The 16,757-nt window shown below is 59.2% G+C and carries 10 protein-coding genes and 1 tRNA gene; all 11 read right to left on the reverse strand.

Annotation, left to right across the window (positions count from 1 at the left end; translation table 11 throughout):
* On the reverse strand, window positions 1-419 hold a 419-nt coding region (locus WCT10_04110; protein MFA6603992.1), incomplete at its 3' end, for an alpha/beta hydrolase.
* Window positions 420-948: 529 nt separating this feature from the next.
* The gene (locus WCT10_04115; protein MFA6603993.1) at window positions 949-5,904 is read right to left on the reverse strand and encodes a hypothetical protein; all 4,956 of its coding nucleotides are present in this window, start codon (window positions 5,902-5,904) and stop codon (window positions 949-951) included.
* A gap of 567 nt (window positions 5,905-6,471) precedes the next feature.
* Window positions 6,472-6,560 (reverse strand) — tRNA-Ser (locus WCT10_04120).
* A gap of 353 nt (window positions 6,561-6,913) precedes the next feature.
* Window positions 6,914-7,591, reverse strand: coding sequence for a hypothetical protein (locus tag WCT10_04125; GenBank protein ID MFA6603994.1), 678 nt, complete (start codon window positions 7,589-7,591; stop codon window positions 6,914-6,916).
* Window positions 7,592-7,617: 26 nt separating this feature from the next.
* The gene (locus WCT10_04130; GenBank protein ID MFA6603995.1) at window positions 7,618-8,265 is read right to left on the reverse strand and encodes a hypothetical protein; all 648 of its coding nucleotides are present in this window, start codon (window positions 8,263-8,265) and stop codon (window positions 7,618-7,620) included.
* Window positions 8,266-8,299: 34 nt separating this feature from the next.
* Window positions 8,300-10,201, reverse strand: a complete 1,902-nt coding sequence (locus WCT10_04135; protein MFA6603996.1) for a DUF87 domain-containing protein — start codon at window positions 10,199-10,201, stop codon at window positions 8,300-8,302.
* A 7-nt stretch (window positions 10,202-10,208) separates the two neighbouring features.
* Complete coding sequence (locus WCT10_04140) at window positions 10,209-10,904, reverse strand: TraC family protein (protein ID MFA6603997.1); 696 nt, start codon at window positions 10,902-10,904, stop codon at window positions 10,209-10,211.
* A 6-nt stretch (window positions 10,905-10,910) separates the two neighbouring features.
* Window positions 10,911-11,348, reverse strand: coding sequence for a PrgI family protein (locus WCT10_04145; GenBank protein ID MFA6603998.1), 438 nt, complete (start codon window positions 11,346-11,348; stop codon window positions 10,911-10,913).
* Between the two features lie 38 nt (window positions 11,349-11,386).
* Window positions 11,387-12,685, reverse strand: a complete 1,299-nt coding sequence (locus WCT10_04150) for a hypothetical protein (protein ID MFA6603999.1) — start codon at window positions 12,683-12,685, stop codon at window positions 11,387-11,389.
* A 10-nt stretch (window positions 12,686-12,695) separates the two neighbouring features.
* The gene (locus tag WCT10_04155; GenBank protein MFA6604000.1) at window positions 12,696-13,982 is read right to left on the reverse strand and encodes a hypothetical protein; all 1,287 of its coding nucleotides are present in this window, start codon (window positions 13,980-13,982) and stop codon (window positions 12,696-12,698) included.
* A 24-nt stretch (window positions 13,983-14,006) separates the two neighbouring features.
* Window positions 14,007-16,745, reverse strand: coding sequence for a hypothetical protein (locus WCT10_04160; GenBank protein ID MFA6604001.1), 2,739 nt, complete (start codon window positions 16,743-16,745; stop codon window positions 14,007-14,009).
* Window positions 16,746-16,757: the final 12 nt, after the last annotated feature.

The following is a 16,757-nucleotide window of genomic DNA, read 5'->3' on the forward strand; positions in this document are numbered from 1 at the left end:
GCCAGGTCGGGACGGCCGCCGCGCGAGACGATGGCGGCGATGGCGCGGCCGCGGCGGGCGGCGACGTTCAGGGCGGCCGCGGCGCCGGTGCTCGCGCCGGCGAGTCCGATGGGCAAACCCCGCAGTTCCGGCGCGGCCAAGACCCAGTCAACGGCGAGATCCAGCCGCGCGGTCAGGAGATCGAGGTCAAAGACGTTCTGGCGATAATTCTCTTTCTCCCCGGCGGTCAGCAGATCGAGCAACAGCGTGGCGAAGCCAGTCTCGTTCAGCCTGGCGGCGACAAGTATGTTGCGCGGGCTCTCCTTGCCGCTGCCGCTACCATGAGCGAAAACAATGACGCCGCGAGCGCGGTCTGGCACCAGCAATCGTCCCGGCAGGACAATGCCGTTCTTCGTGATGTTGATCGCTTGGTCGTGCATAATTCAACGGTGTCGTTCGCTGTGCTGCGGATCGGCTGCTGTTTTAAAATAAAAAATCTGCATCAACCGATGATGCAGACCGTCGACAGGATATCATCGTTCAAAATATTCTCGTCGCTGATATTAACGGCGGAGAAACGCCGAGCTGACTTCGAATTTCTAACAGCCACCGAATCAATGATTCCGGACGCAGTGGGGGTAAGAGAAAAGCGCATGAATCGTATTTTTAACCGGTTTGGTCTTTCATTTCACCGCTGCTGTTTCATGTGACGGATGGATGACACATGAAAGCTCCTATATGTATTTTACCAGCTAATGGGGGTGGGCACAAGCCCAAGCCCGACGAAAAATCGTCAGACGATTTTAAGGTTAAAACCGTCTGACGAAAACGGGGTCAAAACTGTCTGACGGTTTTTTGGGGGGCTTACGAATAAAAGTATTTAAGGCAAAAGAGACTGTTCTTTTTCGAGGTCATATCAAACGACCCGGCCGATCAAGGCCGAGTCGTTCTTTCAGGTCCGATCCAGGTTTATTTCCTGCCGAGGAAATCCAGGAGCGGGCTCCAGTCGAGACTGGTGCCGATCTCCAGAGACCGGGCTTCCCGGGTGCCTGACGGCAAACCCCACTCGGGGATGCTGAGCTGGTTGATCTCGGCTACCCGCCTGACGAGCTGTTTGACGGCTTCGTCCTTGGCTGAAGTACCCATCTCATGCTTGACCACCTTCCAGAGGGAGTCGCCCACCGCAAGCTTGGTCAGCGACACGCTGCCGGTATTGGCGGCGGTCGCGGCCAGGGTCACGATGAACTTGACGTCGCTCTTGTAACCGTAGAAGGAGCCGTTCCGGTACTGCTTCGTGATCGTGGCGGCGATGGCCGCCTCCATATCCACGAAGTCAACGGCCGCCACATCCTTGCCCACGTAGACGTACTTGCCGCTCTCGCCGTCGAAGTACCGGGCGATGACCAGGTAGTGGCCCGGAGCCGCCACGCCCTCGTAGCAAGTGCCGGTGGCGTCAGACGTGCAGCCGCCGATGCGGCCGGTGTTCTGCTGGTAGATGAGCGGGTACAACGAGCTATCGGGCTGATTCTTGCCGGAGAGCGCCTGGAACGCCGGATCGGCGTAGTCGAAGAGTTTCGTGCGCACGCCCCAGAGCGAGGTCTTCACAGAGACCTTCGTCGAGAGTTCCAGTTTCTCCAGGGTGAAAGTGTTCTTGATGCCGATGGAACAGCCCTGATAGCCGGCGCTGCCGGACGTGGAGGGCGGACACATATCAACGATCCACGTCATCGAGGCCGGCGTCGCCTGGATCGTACCGAACTCGTCGAATGCGCGGACCTGATAAGTGTGCGTGCCTGCGGTCAGACCCTCGATAGTCATCGGAGAGGCGCAGGCCGAGAACTCAGCGCCATCGAGGCTGCACTCCAGCCGATCCGTCGGCTGAGGAACAGAAGGTGGGGTGGTTATGCGTAATTCGATGACGTGCTGACCAAGTGAGAGTCCACTGAAAACGTTGTAGTTCCGACAGTTCAGGTAGTCACCACCATCAATACTGCACTCAGTATTCGCAGGCACTCCCATTACCCTGGAATAGTCGTAAACCAGGACTCGGTCGATGCTGAAAGTGGTCGCCTCCGGACCGCATTCGAAGCTGTTGAGATAATATTCGTAATCGGAGTCGTAACCTCGTATCACGCACATAGCTGCTTGCGACAACGGCCCCTGCGACCCCTGGCTGCCCTCGGTGCCACTGAACGTGACGACCAACGGATCAGCGAAGCCCGCGTCGGGAGCAGCGCCTATGACATTATTACCCTTCCAGTCAATGGCCGAATCGATGGAGGACGCCAGGACCACAGGCGATCTGAGATCGATCTGGGTAAGCTTTTGATTCCACAAGCCGTCTGCATCCTTGCATCTCATGGGCAGATAATGACTGCCGGCAGACGGAGTCCCTGCAATCACACCTGTCCAGCCGGACCAGCCCGCTGGCAGGGTCACTGAAGCCGTACCGCTCACGCCGCCGACATCCGAAAGGGTCATAGCTTCGGAGACCCTAGGGGTAGCGGAGTTGTTGCTGTCGAGCCAGCATTCGGTCACGCCCTGGTCATCGCTATACGACGCGGTGAATGTCCGCGGCTGGTCGATACGCGCCCAAGCCGGCGCGAGATCGCTCAGGACCGGAGCGGTCGGATTAAGATCTTGATTCCACCAGTATCCACCGTCCTCATCCATATTCCCTTCCAGATCAACGCACCTCGCGCTGAGAGAGGTCGTGCCCGAGAGCCATCCTGCTGAATTTGTCTCACCACTAATAATGGTACTTACACTAGGAGCATTGTACGTTCCGGGTATGAAATACGTCTCCGTGGTGCCGCTGGTACTGCCGCGGGTCAGGATCAGCTCTTGGTTAATAGTTCTATAGGTAGGTTCGTATCCCTGTTCCGCCCCCACCCTCCCCTCCTCTGCGTTCGAGGCATAGAAACGGCAGGCATAGATCCCCTTGGGGGCAGAGTAGCTGACCGAGACCGGCTTCGGCACGCCTTTAGAACCTGACAAGCTGGTGTTAAGACCAATCTGAATCTCATCAGTGCCAAGCTGATAGGCCATATTGGCCAGTATCTGATTCGAACGTCCGAGCGCATCAGTGCAGGTCAGGTTCATGGAGACGGACCAATTTCGGTAGCCAGTGAATATTCCTTGGTAAGCTCCCCAGAACACTTCCGGTCCAGTGAGCGTCAGGGCGTATTCGTTGGTGGTCCAGGTTTTCTTCACCAGAGAGGTCGCGAACGAGATCTCTTCGTTGTAAGAATGGGAACTAGCGGTGCAGGAGACCAACTCGGAGTCGTCGACGACCGTAAGGTTGAGGACGGGAGAGAGGACTGAAGCGGGGAACACGGTCGGGACATCGACGAAGTAAGGCGGACCGATGAGCGTCGATATCGTCGTAAGCTCACCCTGCCCAGTTTGGCCGGCGGTATCCGTACAAACGACGTAGACATTCCAATTGTCGCCGCCGGAGAACGTCCAGGGCAGCGTGGCTATCCCCTGATCGGCGCCGGGTGCCGACAACGTGGCCGCGGCATGGCTGCCGTCATCGAAGACGAACTCGCAAGCAGTCACTCCTCCCTGGTAATCCGAATAAGGAGCGGACAATAAGGTTTCGCGTCCGGGCACCACCAGGGTCGGTTCGACCGTGCCAGCGGACGGAGCATAGTCTACAGGCCTCGTCAGGTAAGCCGACGATTCGCTGCCGACCGTGCTATTGCCGTCGGCATCGCTGCACCTGGACTGCATATAATGGTACGACCATTCGTCGTTCCCATAAGGCCACTGGAAGTCGGCCGGGATCACATAGGTGGCAACGCCGCTCGTGCCGCCCGGAGCCGACAGGGTCATCGGACCGATGTCCGTGTAGTCGGCGATGAAGATACACTCCGTCACGCCCAGATCATCCGCGTAGTCCACTTTAACAGTCGACGGGACTCCGATACTGATCTCGAAGGCGTACGGATCCAACTCCGTCTGGCCGACGACCGGAAGGGCCGGGTTCGGCGTCAGTTCGAAGTACGTATAATTCTGATCGTTGCTGGCGCCGCTGGCGTTCGAGCAGACCACAGCCACGTAATGGAATGAATTCATGTTCCCCCAGGGCCACTGAAAGTCGGCTGGAATCACGTAGGTGGCAGTACCGCTCGCGCCGCCCGGAGCCGACAGGGTCATCGGACCCATATTCGTGTAGTCGGCGTAAAAGTCGCAGCTAACGACGCCGGCCTGATCCGAATAATCGGCGGAAATGGTCACCTCCGTACCGACCGGGGCAGAAGTCGGCGAAATCGGTCCGACCGTCGGCCGCGGAACGCTCAGCATGACCAAACTCCAGTAGGAAGACCCGATCTTGCTCTCGACATCCGTACACGTAGCCATCGCGTAATGGTAGGTCTCGCTATTCCCGAAAGGCCACGAGAAATCAGCGGGCAGGGTGTAGGTCGCCGTGCCGCTCACGCCGTTGGGATCAGAGAGCTCCATCGACAGAGGCGTGACCAGGTCCCAATCATCGATGAACAGGCTGCAGGAAACGATGCCGAGATCATCAGAGTAATCCACCGTGAAGCTCGCAGTCTGGCCGAGCTGAACCGAACTCGGCGCGCTGAGGGAAACGGTCGGCACCCCAGCTTCGGCCAGGAGAACGATGTACGTCGATCCTTGTTCCCAGTACATGCGGCCGGTCGTGTCTGCGCACTCCGCATAGACATAGTGATAGCTGTCGGGATAATTCCCCCAGGACCACTGGAAATCTGACGGGATGGTGTACGAGACCGTTCCGGTGCTGCTCGCGGGATCGCGAGTGATGGTCATGGGACCGACGAAAGAGTAATCGGCGTAGAAGGCACAGTAATCCAGGATCGCACCTTCCAGCTCTTCATAAGAAGCGGTGAAGGTCGCCTCCGAATTCAGATTGACCGACGTCGGAGAGAACTGGCCCACGTAAATGCCGGCGTTCATCCCGGTGACCGCGATGGTCGTGAGAGCGCCGGTGCCGGAGTTATCCGCGTCATCGAGGCAGACGACCTGCGCCGTCTGGTCGCCGGTAGAAGTAAAGACGTACGCAAACGAGGCTGTGCCGCTCATGGCACCCGGGGCGGAAAGGTCCATGGCCCCCAGGTTGGAGCCGTTCACGATGAGGTTGCAGCTCATCACGCTCTGATCATCCGAGTAGTCGGCGGACAGCGTGACTGTCTCGCTCATGACGGCCGAGGTCGGGCTCACGGCGCTGACGGTCGGCGGAATGATGTTGCTGGCATTCCGGGCCAGCAGGCTGGTCACCGGACCCTGGCCGACGTTGCCGCGGTCGTCCTCGCAGGTGACCCGGGCTTGGTGCGGCCCCACCACGGCCGTCCGATACCGAAGAGTGGCTGTGCCGCTCGCCAGGTCATGCTTGATGAGCGTCATCGCTCCGATTGCGGTCCCGTCGAACTCGAAAGTACACTTCTTCACTTCCGCCAGGAGCCCGATGTCCTGGTATTCGGCGGAGAAGGTCACGTCCGTGTTGGTGTTGAACTTCACCGGCGCGACGGCGCCGACCGTGAGCGGGCTCACCGCCATGAGCGTCGTCTCCGTGCCGTTGCCGACATTGCGGTTGTTGTCGGAACAGACGACCAGCGCACGATGCTCGCCGGTCTCAGGCACCACATAATTAATCTTGGCCGCGCCGCTCGTGCCGCTCGCCGCGTTGATCTGAGACAATTGCATCTTTCCGATCATCCGGCCGTCGAACAGGAAAAGACATTCTTTCACGCCCACGTTGTCGGTGAAGTCCGCAGAAAATGGTGTGATGACATTGGCGCCGACCAGACCGGGAGTGACCGCGCCGACTTCCGGAGCCGTGATATCAGCGGTCCTCGCGTTCGCCAGGCCACCGGACAGCATGGCGCCGGCAAAAATGGCGACAGCCGCTGTAATTATCCGTAACTTTAGGTGCTTCATACTTTTCTTGTTTATTCTGAACCCCGGGATCGGGGCCTGAGAAATGATTTATGTAATTATTAAAAAAAATCGCCTTGTTAATGATTCATAACATAGACGGATCTTGAGCCGCAGCCGGCTGGATGTAGGATTGCTATCGTCATGCGTACCCTGTCGTTAGTCTTGCCGGTTCATGACCGCAATAAAATGTGATTTATTTTTGTTTATTCTTGAAACTTTTCAAGCCTGTGGATACATTATATCAATTTTACCCCCCCCCTCACAAGAGCCCCGCTCTCTTCCATAACCTTAGTGCCTGACACCGAAGTCACTAACAATTGGGAGAGTGAGGGAGTGCGGTAGTCAGGGAGAGACGGAGCCACGTCGTTCGCGAGCGACGTGGCGGAGGGTGTGGGGCTCCTCCTCGCCCGCCACTCGCTACCAGGGGCCCCTGCCCCTGGTGCTCGCGGCTCCTTCGGAGCCCGGGTCGTCCGCAACTTGCCATACTAGGCAAGTTGCGTCCGTACCCTTCGAGCCCCACACTTCCATAATTAAATGTGACCCCGCATTAAGCGGAGTCACATTTAATGGCGGAGGGTGTGGGGCTCGAACCCACAAGACCCCTTACGGGGTCGCAGTTTAGCAAACTGCTGGCTTACCATTCGCCTCAACCCTCCTTAAAATGTAGGACCGACCTATTTATGTTTCCGTGATCGAGAACTGGCTTACAGTGCCCTTGGTCGCGCAGCGACCAAGACTACAGACGAGGCGGCTAAGGCCGCCACATCTCACTGCAGGCCGCACCATCGGACGGGCGGAGCGCAGCGAAGACCTGTCCGGCGGCATTTCGCTCGCATATTATATGAATTTGCTCGCAAAATCCAGGGCGCCCCTTGGCGCCCGCACATTGTTCGCCTGCTCACAATGCGCCCATTCGCCTCAACCCTCCAATAAACTAGTTACTGGGTGCTAGGTGCTAGTAGCCCCGGAATCCTACCCCAAACGCGCCTATTTGTGAAGACCGACGAGCCTATCCACGCAACAACGTCAGCCCCCAAACCCGCTTGGCTCCCCGCGCTCTGAGCACCCGGGCGCAAACCGACAAGGTCGCTCCGGTAGTGAAGACGTCGTCAATCAGCAACACCGATTCGGGAACTCTCGTCCCCGGCTCCAAAAATATCATCCGCTCAACGTTCCTGTGCCGCAACAACGGCGAATCCAGCTGAGTCTGGCGCTTCCAGCCGAAACGCCGCCGTAGCAGCGACCGGACCGGCAACCCAAGCGGCGCCGCGACCGCCGTCGCCAGCGTCCCGGCCTGATTGAAACCACGCCAAGCCTCGCGCCAGGGGTGCAGTGGGACCGGCATGATCACGGCCTCGAGCCCGAGCAAGCTGCCCATGACCGGCTGCGACCGGGCCGCAAAACCGCCCAGAACGCCCGAGATCGCCCGACCGGCTTCCAGGATGCCGGAATACTTATATAAATGAAGAGCTTCCCGCGCCGCCGTCTCGGCGTACGCCGCCGCCGACATGACGCCATCCAGCGACGTCCGCGACCGGCACGCGGTCGAGCAGGCCGCGCCCCAGACCGATGGCGCGGCGCAGCCTGGACACTTAAAAACGCCCTTTCGGGCGCTCAGATTCAGCCGACAATCATCGCAGATGACGCTCCCCTCCCGGCCGCACTCCACGCAATAATGGGGAAACAAGACCCCAGCCGCCCCACGGCCCAGCCTCAGCCAGAATTCACTTTGTCGCCCCATTTGGCCGCGTCTACTTTCCATGTGCCGTCGGTCTTAACGAAATCAATGCTGATGACCTGGTAATAGAGTTTTTCACCGCCGTTCGGCGCGATCTCGCGCCGCTGGGTCGTGACGGCTATCTTGGCGATTCCTGCGGTTTCGTCAAGTTTCAGGACCTCGGACGACACCGACCGCGTGACCATGCCGAAATATTCCGCGCGGACCGCGCCAGCGGCGGTCGCGTCGGCGACATATTTGTCAGCCCACTTGATCATGGCGGGGCTCATGAAAGATCTCAAATCAAGGATGTTCTCGTAGCCGCTCTGGTTGGAAAAACTCCCGAACCGTTCGGCAAAAGCGGCGGCCAGGCGTTTCAGAGCGGCGCTTTCGTCCGGTACGGCCGGCACGACCGGCGTGGTCGCGTCGGCAGCCGGCTGAGACGGAGCCGCGGCATTGACGTTCGCCCCGGTCGTCCGATCCAGACTGCCGCCCAGTTGCCTATTGATGTCCGTTGCACCATCGTCCGGCAGCGCCGTCACGCCCGCCGATCCGCGCGGCTGCAACAACAGATACGCGATGATCGCGCCGACCAGCAGCAACAGAGCCGCGATGATGAGGATGATCCGTGTGCGTCTGGACATGCAGATGTTCCGGCTCGTCAGCCGTCAGAGATGATTATTTGTTGCCTTCCGCTTCCGCCAACTTAGCCTCGTATTCTTTCTTGGCCGCTTCGATCTCGAGAAGCTGTTGCGGGTTCGTGGTGACGACCTGGTCCTCGGTATAGGAAGCGACGACCTTGATCGCCGCGTGCTTGTTGCCGGCGAAGAAGATCCCCTCGCCCACGCCACCCTCGAGCAGCAGGAACTTCTCGCCCTCCGTGAGCATGAAAGTCTTCTGCAGATTATCGACCGCAGCCGGCGACTGTTTCAGCAGGAGCTGCATGGCGGAATTCGTGACGATCGCCTGGCCGAACGGCGAGCGCAGGAAGTCGTTGACGTCCTGGGTGATGGTCGTGACGCCGAGATAATACTTGCGGCAGCGTTTGACGAGAGCGAAGATGAATTTCGCGGAATCCTCGTTCTGCATGAGCCACCAAGCCTCGTCGATGACGAGGATGCGCTTCTTCCGTTCCGCGCGGACGACGTTCCAGATGTAATTGACGATGGCGTAGATCGCGAGCGGCCGTAGCTCGTCCTCGAGGTCGCGCACGCAGAAGGTCACGAGGATGTTGTTCATCGCGACCGTGGTCGGGGAATTGAACAGGCCGGAGAAAGTGCCTTCGGTGTATTTCTTGATGCGGATGACGAGATCGGCCGTCCCCTCCATGCCCTCGAGCACCTGCTGGAAATCCTGCATGATCGGCATCTCGACCGTGGCCAGGTCCGCGTCCGGCGTGATGTCCTTCTTGGCGTAGGTCTCAAGCAAAGCGCGATCCAGGACGGAATCTTCCTGAGGCGTCACGTTGCCGAGCATGATGCGCAGCAGGCCCTTCACGGTGATGACCGCGCTCCGGATGATGTCCTCGGTCGACACTTCGCTGCTGATGGCGCGCGGCAGATCGAACGGATTGATCTTGGCGTCGGAGGCCAGCGAGATATTGATGTAAGTGCCGCCGACGGCGTCAGACAAATGCTTGTACTCCATTTCCGGGTCAATGACGATGACCTCGGTGTTGAGCATGAGCGACCGCAGGATCTCGAGTTTCACGGCGTAGCTCTTGCCGGCGCCGGAGGTGGCGAAGACGATGTAGTTCGCGTTCTGCATCGAGAAGCGGTCGAACAGGATCAGGCTGTTGTTGTGGCGGTTGATGCCGAACAGGATGCCGTTGTCCGAGGTAAGGTCCGCGGAGATGAACGGGAACGAGGAAGCGATCGGACTGGAGTTCATGTTGAAAGTGATCATGAGCTCGTCGTTCCCGAGCGGCATGGTCGAGTTGAACCCCTGCTCCGAAGTGTAGAAAACCCGCTTGGTATAGATCAATTTGCCGCCGAAGAGCGTCTCCACATCCTCGGAAAGCTTGTCGAGCTGAGTCTTGTCCTTGGCGTAGATGGTGACGTAAAGCGCGAACTGGAAGAAATGCTCGGTGCCCTGCGAGAGCGAGTCGCGGAGATCCTCGATGTCGCGGAGCGCGGTCTCGCGGATCGGATCGCGGGGCGCGCCTTTCTCGGAATCCGACAGGATCTGCGCTTCGAGCGCGCCGACCTTCTTTTTGAGCTGCTTCAGGATGATGTCCGCGCGGACCGGATAAAAGAACATGGCGACGTCGAGCGTCGTGTTCATGTTGATGATCGGCGCGAACCAGCCGAGGGTCACGTAGCGCGGGTAGGTCACGACGAAGATGGTCCGGACGAAAGTCTCGCCGAGGACCAGGAAGGTCGGATCGATCTTCATCCCGGCCGGAGCGATGACATCCTTGATGGAGACGACGCCTTTGCGATAGATGCGCTCCTCCTCGAGCAGTTGTTTCTCGGTCGCGATCTTCTCAGCCTCGGCGAGCTTCCGGCGATCGGCCGGATCCGGCTGGCGAGGCGGCTGGACCGCTCCGGTCGCGCCTAGTTGTTGCGGTTTGAAAGCCATAGTGTGATCAGACCGTGGACGCGTTATCGCTCACGCGCAATTTATCGGTGTCGCTCATCTTCTCGGAATCGAAAGTTTCCGGATTATAGACCCGATAATAGAGCTCGATGAGGCTCTGGGTGTCGAGCTGTTGGGATTTCAGGCCCATGCTGTTCAGCGCGCTCTGCATATGCTCGACGCGGAGCATCAGCTGCTGTTTGCGCTCCTGGAAACGCTTCTCGGCGAGCCGCACGGACAGCGCGGGCGAGATCGCGTCCTGCAGCTGCGCGAAAAATCCCTTGCGCTTGTCGGACAGCGGATTGTACGGCACGACCACGAAGAACTGCTTCTGCATGATCTGTCCGAGATCGATGAGTTCCTTGATGAACGCGCGGTATTCGGAGATCTGCATCCGTAGCAGGTCGTTCTGCTGTTCCCGTTCGGCCGCCTGCAGGCGTTCCAGATATTTGTCGATGTTCAGGCGCCGCGACTGGATGACGATCTGCAGCGGATACTCGAGCGAGTTCAGGAAAGCGACGTACTGGGCGATGACCGCGTTCTGCTCGTCCTCGGATTTGAGGGCGAAATTGATGCTGGCGACCATGATGACGGCCCGAAGCGTGCCATCGCGCATGATGACGATGTCCTCCTTGATCTCGGCAATGTCGATGTAACGCTGGGTGGCCGGACCCGGTTTCGGACCGGCCAATTTCTGGGACTGCATAGGACTCTAGTCTTCCGGATTATAGACGCCGCCCGTGTTCACGATGAGCGACAGTTCGTTCAGCTTGGTCGTGCCCAGCGCCTCCTTGTAGATCCTCTTTTTGGGCGGCAGGGGCGGCGGAACCCTGACGATGAAATTCAACTCGGCATCGGTCAGGTTCTTGTCCCAGGCCCGCAGAGCCGGCCGCCGCAGCGTCTGGACCAGATTGAGCAGAAAAAAATGGAACGGTTGGCCGTTGACCCGGAAAAAAGCCAGGGTGCCGCCGATGAGAAGCAGGGCGATGGCCACGACCAGGAACAGGCTGAAATCGAAGAGCTTGTAGGCCAGGAACTGAAAAAACGCCATTGCGAGCAGGATCACGAATTGGCGCGTAGTGACCGGCCCGATGATCTTATCCTCCACCTCGATGAATTGCGGCACGGTGTACTTCATGACGTCTTCCATTATATCACAACCCCGCAGGACGGTCGCACGACCCCGGATCAGCCGAAGCGGAGCTTCCGATTAAGCTCCATGATGGCATCGAATTCCGCTTTGTTGAGCACATTTTCGCCCTTGGATTCCTTCTCGGCGATGATCTCCATGATCGGCCTTCCTTCAAGGCTGGAGCGCAATAATTCAAGATAAAGGCGGTTAGCCTCCGATTCCTGCCAACCCCTGATGCCGGCCGTGCGTTTTTCGAACGACTCTTCTTTGAGCAGGTCGATCTTATCGGTGATCTTCAGGGTCGCTTCATGCGGATCGCGCGACAGGCGGCGGAAGTCCTTGATGGTCATGGCGCGCAATTCTTCGACCGGACCGAGGAGTTTGGAAGCGAATTTGACGTCAGAGACCACCGGCTTGATCTCGGTCAGAGCCGGAATCTGGACCTGCGCTGGCGCCGCTGGTTCGGGAGTCGGCGCTTCCTCTGCCCGGACGACCGGCAATCCCGGCGGCGGCGGAGCTTTGGCTGCCGAGGGTACCAATTCGATATTGATCGTTTCGGGCTCGGCGGAAACAGCGGGATGAATGGCCGCGGCATCGACCACCGTGATGATCTTCGGGGTCGAGGGCACGGCTGGCTGGACCGGGAACGGCGGCGCTGCGGCAGCGGAACCGGATCTCTGGGTGATCTCCGAGAAACGACGCTCCAGAGTCTCGACCTCTTTCGTCTGCGCCTGCTCGGAGACGTTCAGGACCTTTTCCGCCTGCGTCGCGAGATACCGCTGTCTCGCCGCATCATTGGCCGACTGGATCAGGCCGCGATAAGCGGCGACCTTGGCTTCGAGCAGCGCCATGACGCGGTCAGCCTCGGCATCGTCGAGTCCCATGCCGCCGGAGCCGCGGGACATCGTGAGCTTGGACCTGGTCTCGAGCGCGTCGCGCAGATCGCGGAAGAACAGGTTCACAGCGGTCTGGTATCTTTTTTCGAGATCGAAATCATTGAGCCGGACGCCGCTGGCTTTGACCGCGTCCGCGACCGCCGCGTCCAGACAATCGGCTTCCGAGGCCATGCCGGATGAGTCGGCTTTCTGCTCGGCACGGGCGGTCTCTCCGGCCGCGATGAGATCGGCGGAATCGAACTTCGAAACATCGGGTTTCTTTTCGACGACTGACGTCGGCAAAGCCGTGGCGGGAACAGTTGCCGCCGCCGGCAGTTGATCCGCGCCGTCCGGCGATGCGGAAACAGCCAGTGCGGTCGTCTGATCGCCCTTGATGACGCGTCGGGGCTGGTTCTTGCTGACGACGATGATCTCGTCGTCATCCAGACCGAACGATCGATTGCTGGCGTTGTCGGCCATAGATCTGTGGTTAGACTTCCACCGGTTCAAGCCATTTGAATATCCCCTCGTCCGCGTCAAAAGCCGCGAGTTCAGCGTCTGCCGTCAACAGATTGTTCTTTTTCAGCAGATTATAAGCTCGCAAACCGAACCGGGCGGAATCATTCTCGGTCAGTCCGGCGAAACCGCGCAACAGCATTTGCATGAAAAAATTGAAGAAGCGCGTCTGGTAGGGATCGATCTCAAGCATCGCCGCCCCGTCCGCGTTGCCGGCCGCCAGACGATCGGCGACCAGGTTGCGCAAGCGCTTGTCCTTGGCCAAAACATCCCACAGCGTGCCTGTCTGGGCCAGCGCCATGATCGCGGACACGACCTCCAGCCGGTCAACAGCCTTCCCCTCTTCCGGGAAAAGCTGGATGAAAAGCCAACCAGCCAGATCCTCCGGCTTTCGGCCAGCAGTATCGAAAATATTCTGGATGTGCCGGGCGAGATCAGCCTGTTCTTCGGGCGCGCCGGCATAGATGTCACGGATCATTTTCGGCGTGAACCTGGGCTCGGCCGCCGCCGCAGCGGAAACCGGCGGCACGATATCTTCGATGAAGACGGTCGCGTTCAACTCATCATGAATGGCGTCCAGGATCCGCTCGGCATCTTCCGAAGCCAGGTCGAGCCCGCCGGTCTTCACCGGTTTCATCAGCTGTTCCTTGATCTGAGTGTCGGTCCGGACCGCGCGCAGACGCGTTTCGATGAGATGCTGCAGGCGCACGCTATCGAACTGGGGCGGCAGGAATTTGGCGGCCTCAGCGGAGATCTGGCGGGCGCCAGCGTCATAACTCATGAGCTGCAACGCCAGTTTCTCCTGCGGAAAAACTGCCGGATCAACCTTCAAATCCCTGATGAACCCATCGACATCGCCGATATAGCCGCTAGCCGGCAAAAACAATTGTCCAGCGATCTCGACCGCCAGTTTATCCAGTCGCTCCCGGTCGGACCATTTGAGACGTTCGGCCAACAGGCCATGGAATTCCTTGAACGGCCGGGTGCGGAAAAAAATGGCGTTGATGACGCTGACCATGGCGAAGATCTCATCGCTCGCCAACTGGAAGTCAGTCGCGACCTTCTCGAACCTGGCATCGGTCGACGGCGACAAGAGATATTCCCTGATGGCGGCCGGAGCTTTCTCCAGCAACTCGAAAAAATCCGTGTCCGGCGCTGGCGGCGCCGGCTCGGCCGGCAGCGGCGACGCTGAAACAGCGGCTGATCCGGGAATCGTCCCGGCCGCGCCCGCTGCTCCGGCTTTTACTGTCTCCTCAGACATAATTCTTCACGCCGACTCCCCGACCTAAGCGCTCTTGACCCGGCCGGCGGCTGAAGCTCCGGCGATACCTTTGGGAGCCGCTTTCTGGATTATCTGTTTGGACGCTTCCTGCGCCCTCGCGATCCTCTCCATCATGATCTTGATCTCGGCCTTGAACTCATCACTGTCGTGGCCCAGGCTGGGACGCATCTTTTCGACCAGTTTGGCGGCAATCTCGGCCGGATCCTTGATCGCGGCGATTCCCTGCGCCGCCTGCATCATGGCCGGATTTTTCGCCTCGGCCATCTGGTTGACCGTGGTAGCGTCAATATTGGTGACGAGCTCGATGGCCACCTCGTTCACGCCGCCGCCAGCCGTAAGCACGGAGGGACTGATCGAGGCCGCCAACTCGGCCGCTTGCGCCGGCGACTCTTTGGCGCGTTCACGGAATTGCGCCCGTCCTTCGTCGGCATAGCTGCCGCTGAAATTACCGCTCGGGTTGAGCGAGAAATTCTCCAGCGTCCGGCTTTGCAGGGCGGCTTTCAACACGCTGGCCTGCCCGATGCTGTCCGGATTCTTGGCCAGTTCGTTGATACCAGACAACTTCAAGCCGTCGGCGATCTGTTTGGACAACTCGACATTCTTACCCAGAGCTTCAGCGTCGACCTTGGCCACTTGTTCAGTGGTCAGGGCGCGTCCTTTCTTGTTATCAGCCAGGGCCGACAGCACCGCCGGGGTCAATTCAGCCCCGTCGATCGCGGCCACCTGCGCGTTGCTCATCTTGCTGTTGATGGTCGGCAAGAGCTCCTGTTCCCGCTGTTTCAGATACCGCTGTTTTTCCTCGGACTCAAGACCGGCAGCCAGGCTCTCGCCGCTTTTCCTGTTCAGAAACGCGTTGATCTTGCCAGTGACATCCGTACCGGCGAAGTCCAAAGCCTTAGTCAGGGCTTTCGGATTCATCTTGGCCATCACATCGTCTGTCAGATCATCCTTGTTCATTTCACCGATCTTCTGAGGCGACAGGCTGCCGACGACCGATTCGAAAGCCCGGCCATCAGTCTTAACGATGTCCATTCTCTCTTCTTCCGCTTTCGAAAGCTGGCCAGCCGCTTTCTTCTTCTCCAGATCCTGCCATTCTTTATAATTGGCGGCGGCGGCGGCCGGACGGGTCCTGATGGCTTTCCAGCGATCGCCGATATAGCTCGGATCATCCTTGACGAACGCTGAATGCTGATCCATGGCTTCTTTAACCTTGGCGGTATTGCCGGAGATCAAAGCGGCAGACAGTTCATTCTTGGCCACAGCCGCAGCCCGAGCCCGACCAGCAGGTGTCAACCTGCCTAATTTACCCATCACAGCCTGAACCCGACCAGCAGGTGTCAACTTGCCTGATTTATCCACTGTGCCCGTGCCCATGGAAGCAGCGTATTTCTGATACTCCGGCGGCAGACCGCCAATCTCTTTCTCCGCCCGCGATCTGATTTCCGCGGACTTGGCCCGGGAATCGATCAAAGCTCTTTTGGCCAAGCCACCGCCCATAAAAGACGGCAACCTCATGGCCTGGGCCAGACCAGCCTCTTTCAATTTATCCAGACGACCGCCACTCAAGTTATCAGCAGTCACGGCAACACCCCTGCCAGCCCTGAGGCTCATGCGACCGGCTTTCTGAGCGTATTTCGTCGCGCCCTGGCGGATCTGCTTGGCCATGCCCATGGTCTCGCCGGCCATCTCGGTCGCCATCGTGTAACCGCCGAGCAGCAGACAGACGCCGATCATGAACTGCTGGACGCTCTGACTATTGAAAGCCGCTGAAACCTCGTCGCTGAAACTCTCCTCCTCGTTGCGCGCCGGAAAACCGGCGGTCACGTCGCCCTGCTGGACGACGGCCAGCGACAACCACAGGAAGAAAGCCAGGAACGGCCCCACGATCACGTTGCTCGTGAACTTGGACCACCACTTGCCGTAGAAACCCGAGGCCGCGCCGCCAGGGACCGCCTTCAGGAAGAACGCGAGCGGCGACAGGACGACGAGCAGCCACAGGAAAACGATGCGGACGATGAGAGTGATGGTCATCATGATGACCACGAAGGTCGCGATCGCCGTCATGACCACGGCGAGCAGCATGGACACGACGATGGCCGTGGTCGAAGCGTCGGCCCCTTCGCTCTTCGAAGAGTCCGAGGCCTGCATCATCTCGGTGATCTTCATGGCCTCCATGAAGTTGCCGCCGGCGGCATCCTTGAAGCCGCTCACGAAGGTCAGCATGACCACCTGGCCGAAATCGATCATGATGCCGCAGAGCGTGCGGGAGAAATTGATGACGATGGCCATGATCAGGAGGCGCGTGAGCTTGCCGCCCTTGATGCTGTAGTTGTCCATCCCGAGGATGGTCGCGAACGCCATGATCAGGAGGACCACGATGAAGAACATGTTGACCACGTCCCGGAGGATCGACCAGCCGAGGCCGACCGCCGGCGACGTGACGAACGAGTTGTACTGAGCGACGTTGACGAGCACGCCCACGACGATGAGCAGCACCGAGGCTAGCAGCCAAATGATGAGCTCACTGGCGTAACCGATGATGACGACGACCATTTTCTCAATGGGATCTTTCGCGGCATAGACAGAGCTCGCCGACCAACACAAACCGACGACGACGATCGCCGCGACAGCCAGCATCGCGTAAGCATCGCGGCCGCGGGGGCGCGCAGCATAAAGTTCCGCCGCGCGGGAGCGAAGCCGGCCGATCTGGGTCCGGATACCGTTCAGTTTTGAGGCGATCATATGGCTCTGGTT

Source organism: Patescibacteria group bacterium (assembly GCA_041667185.1).
GTDB lineage: Bacteria > Patescibacteriota > Patescibacteriia > SG8-24 > SG8-24 > JBAYFM01.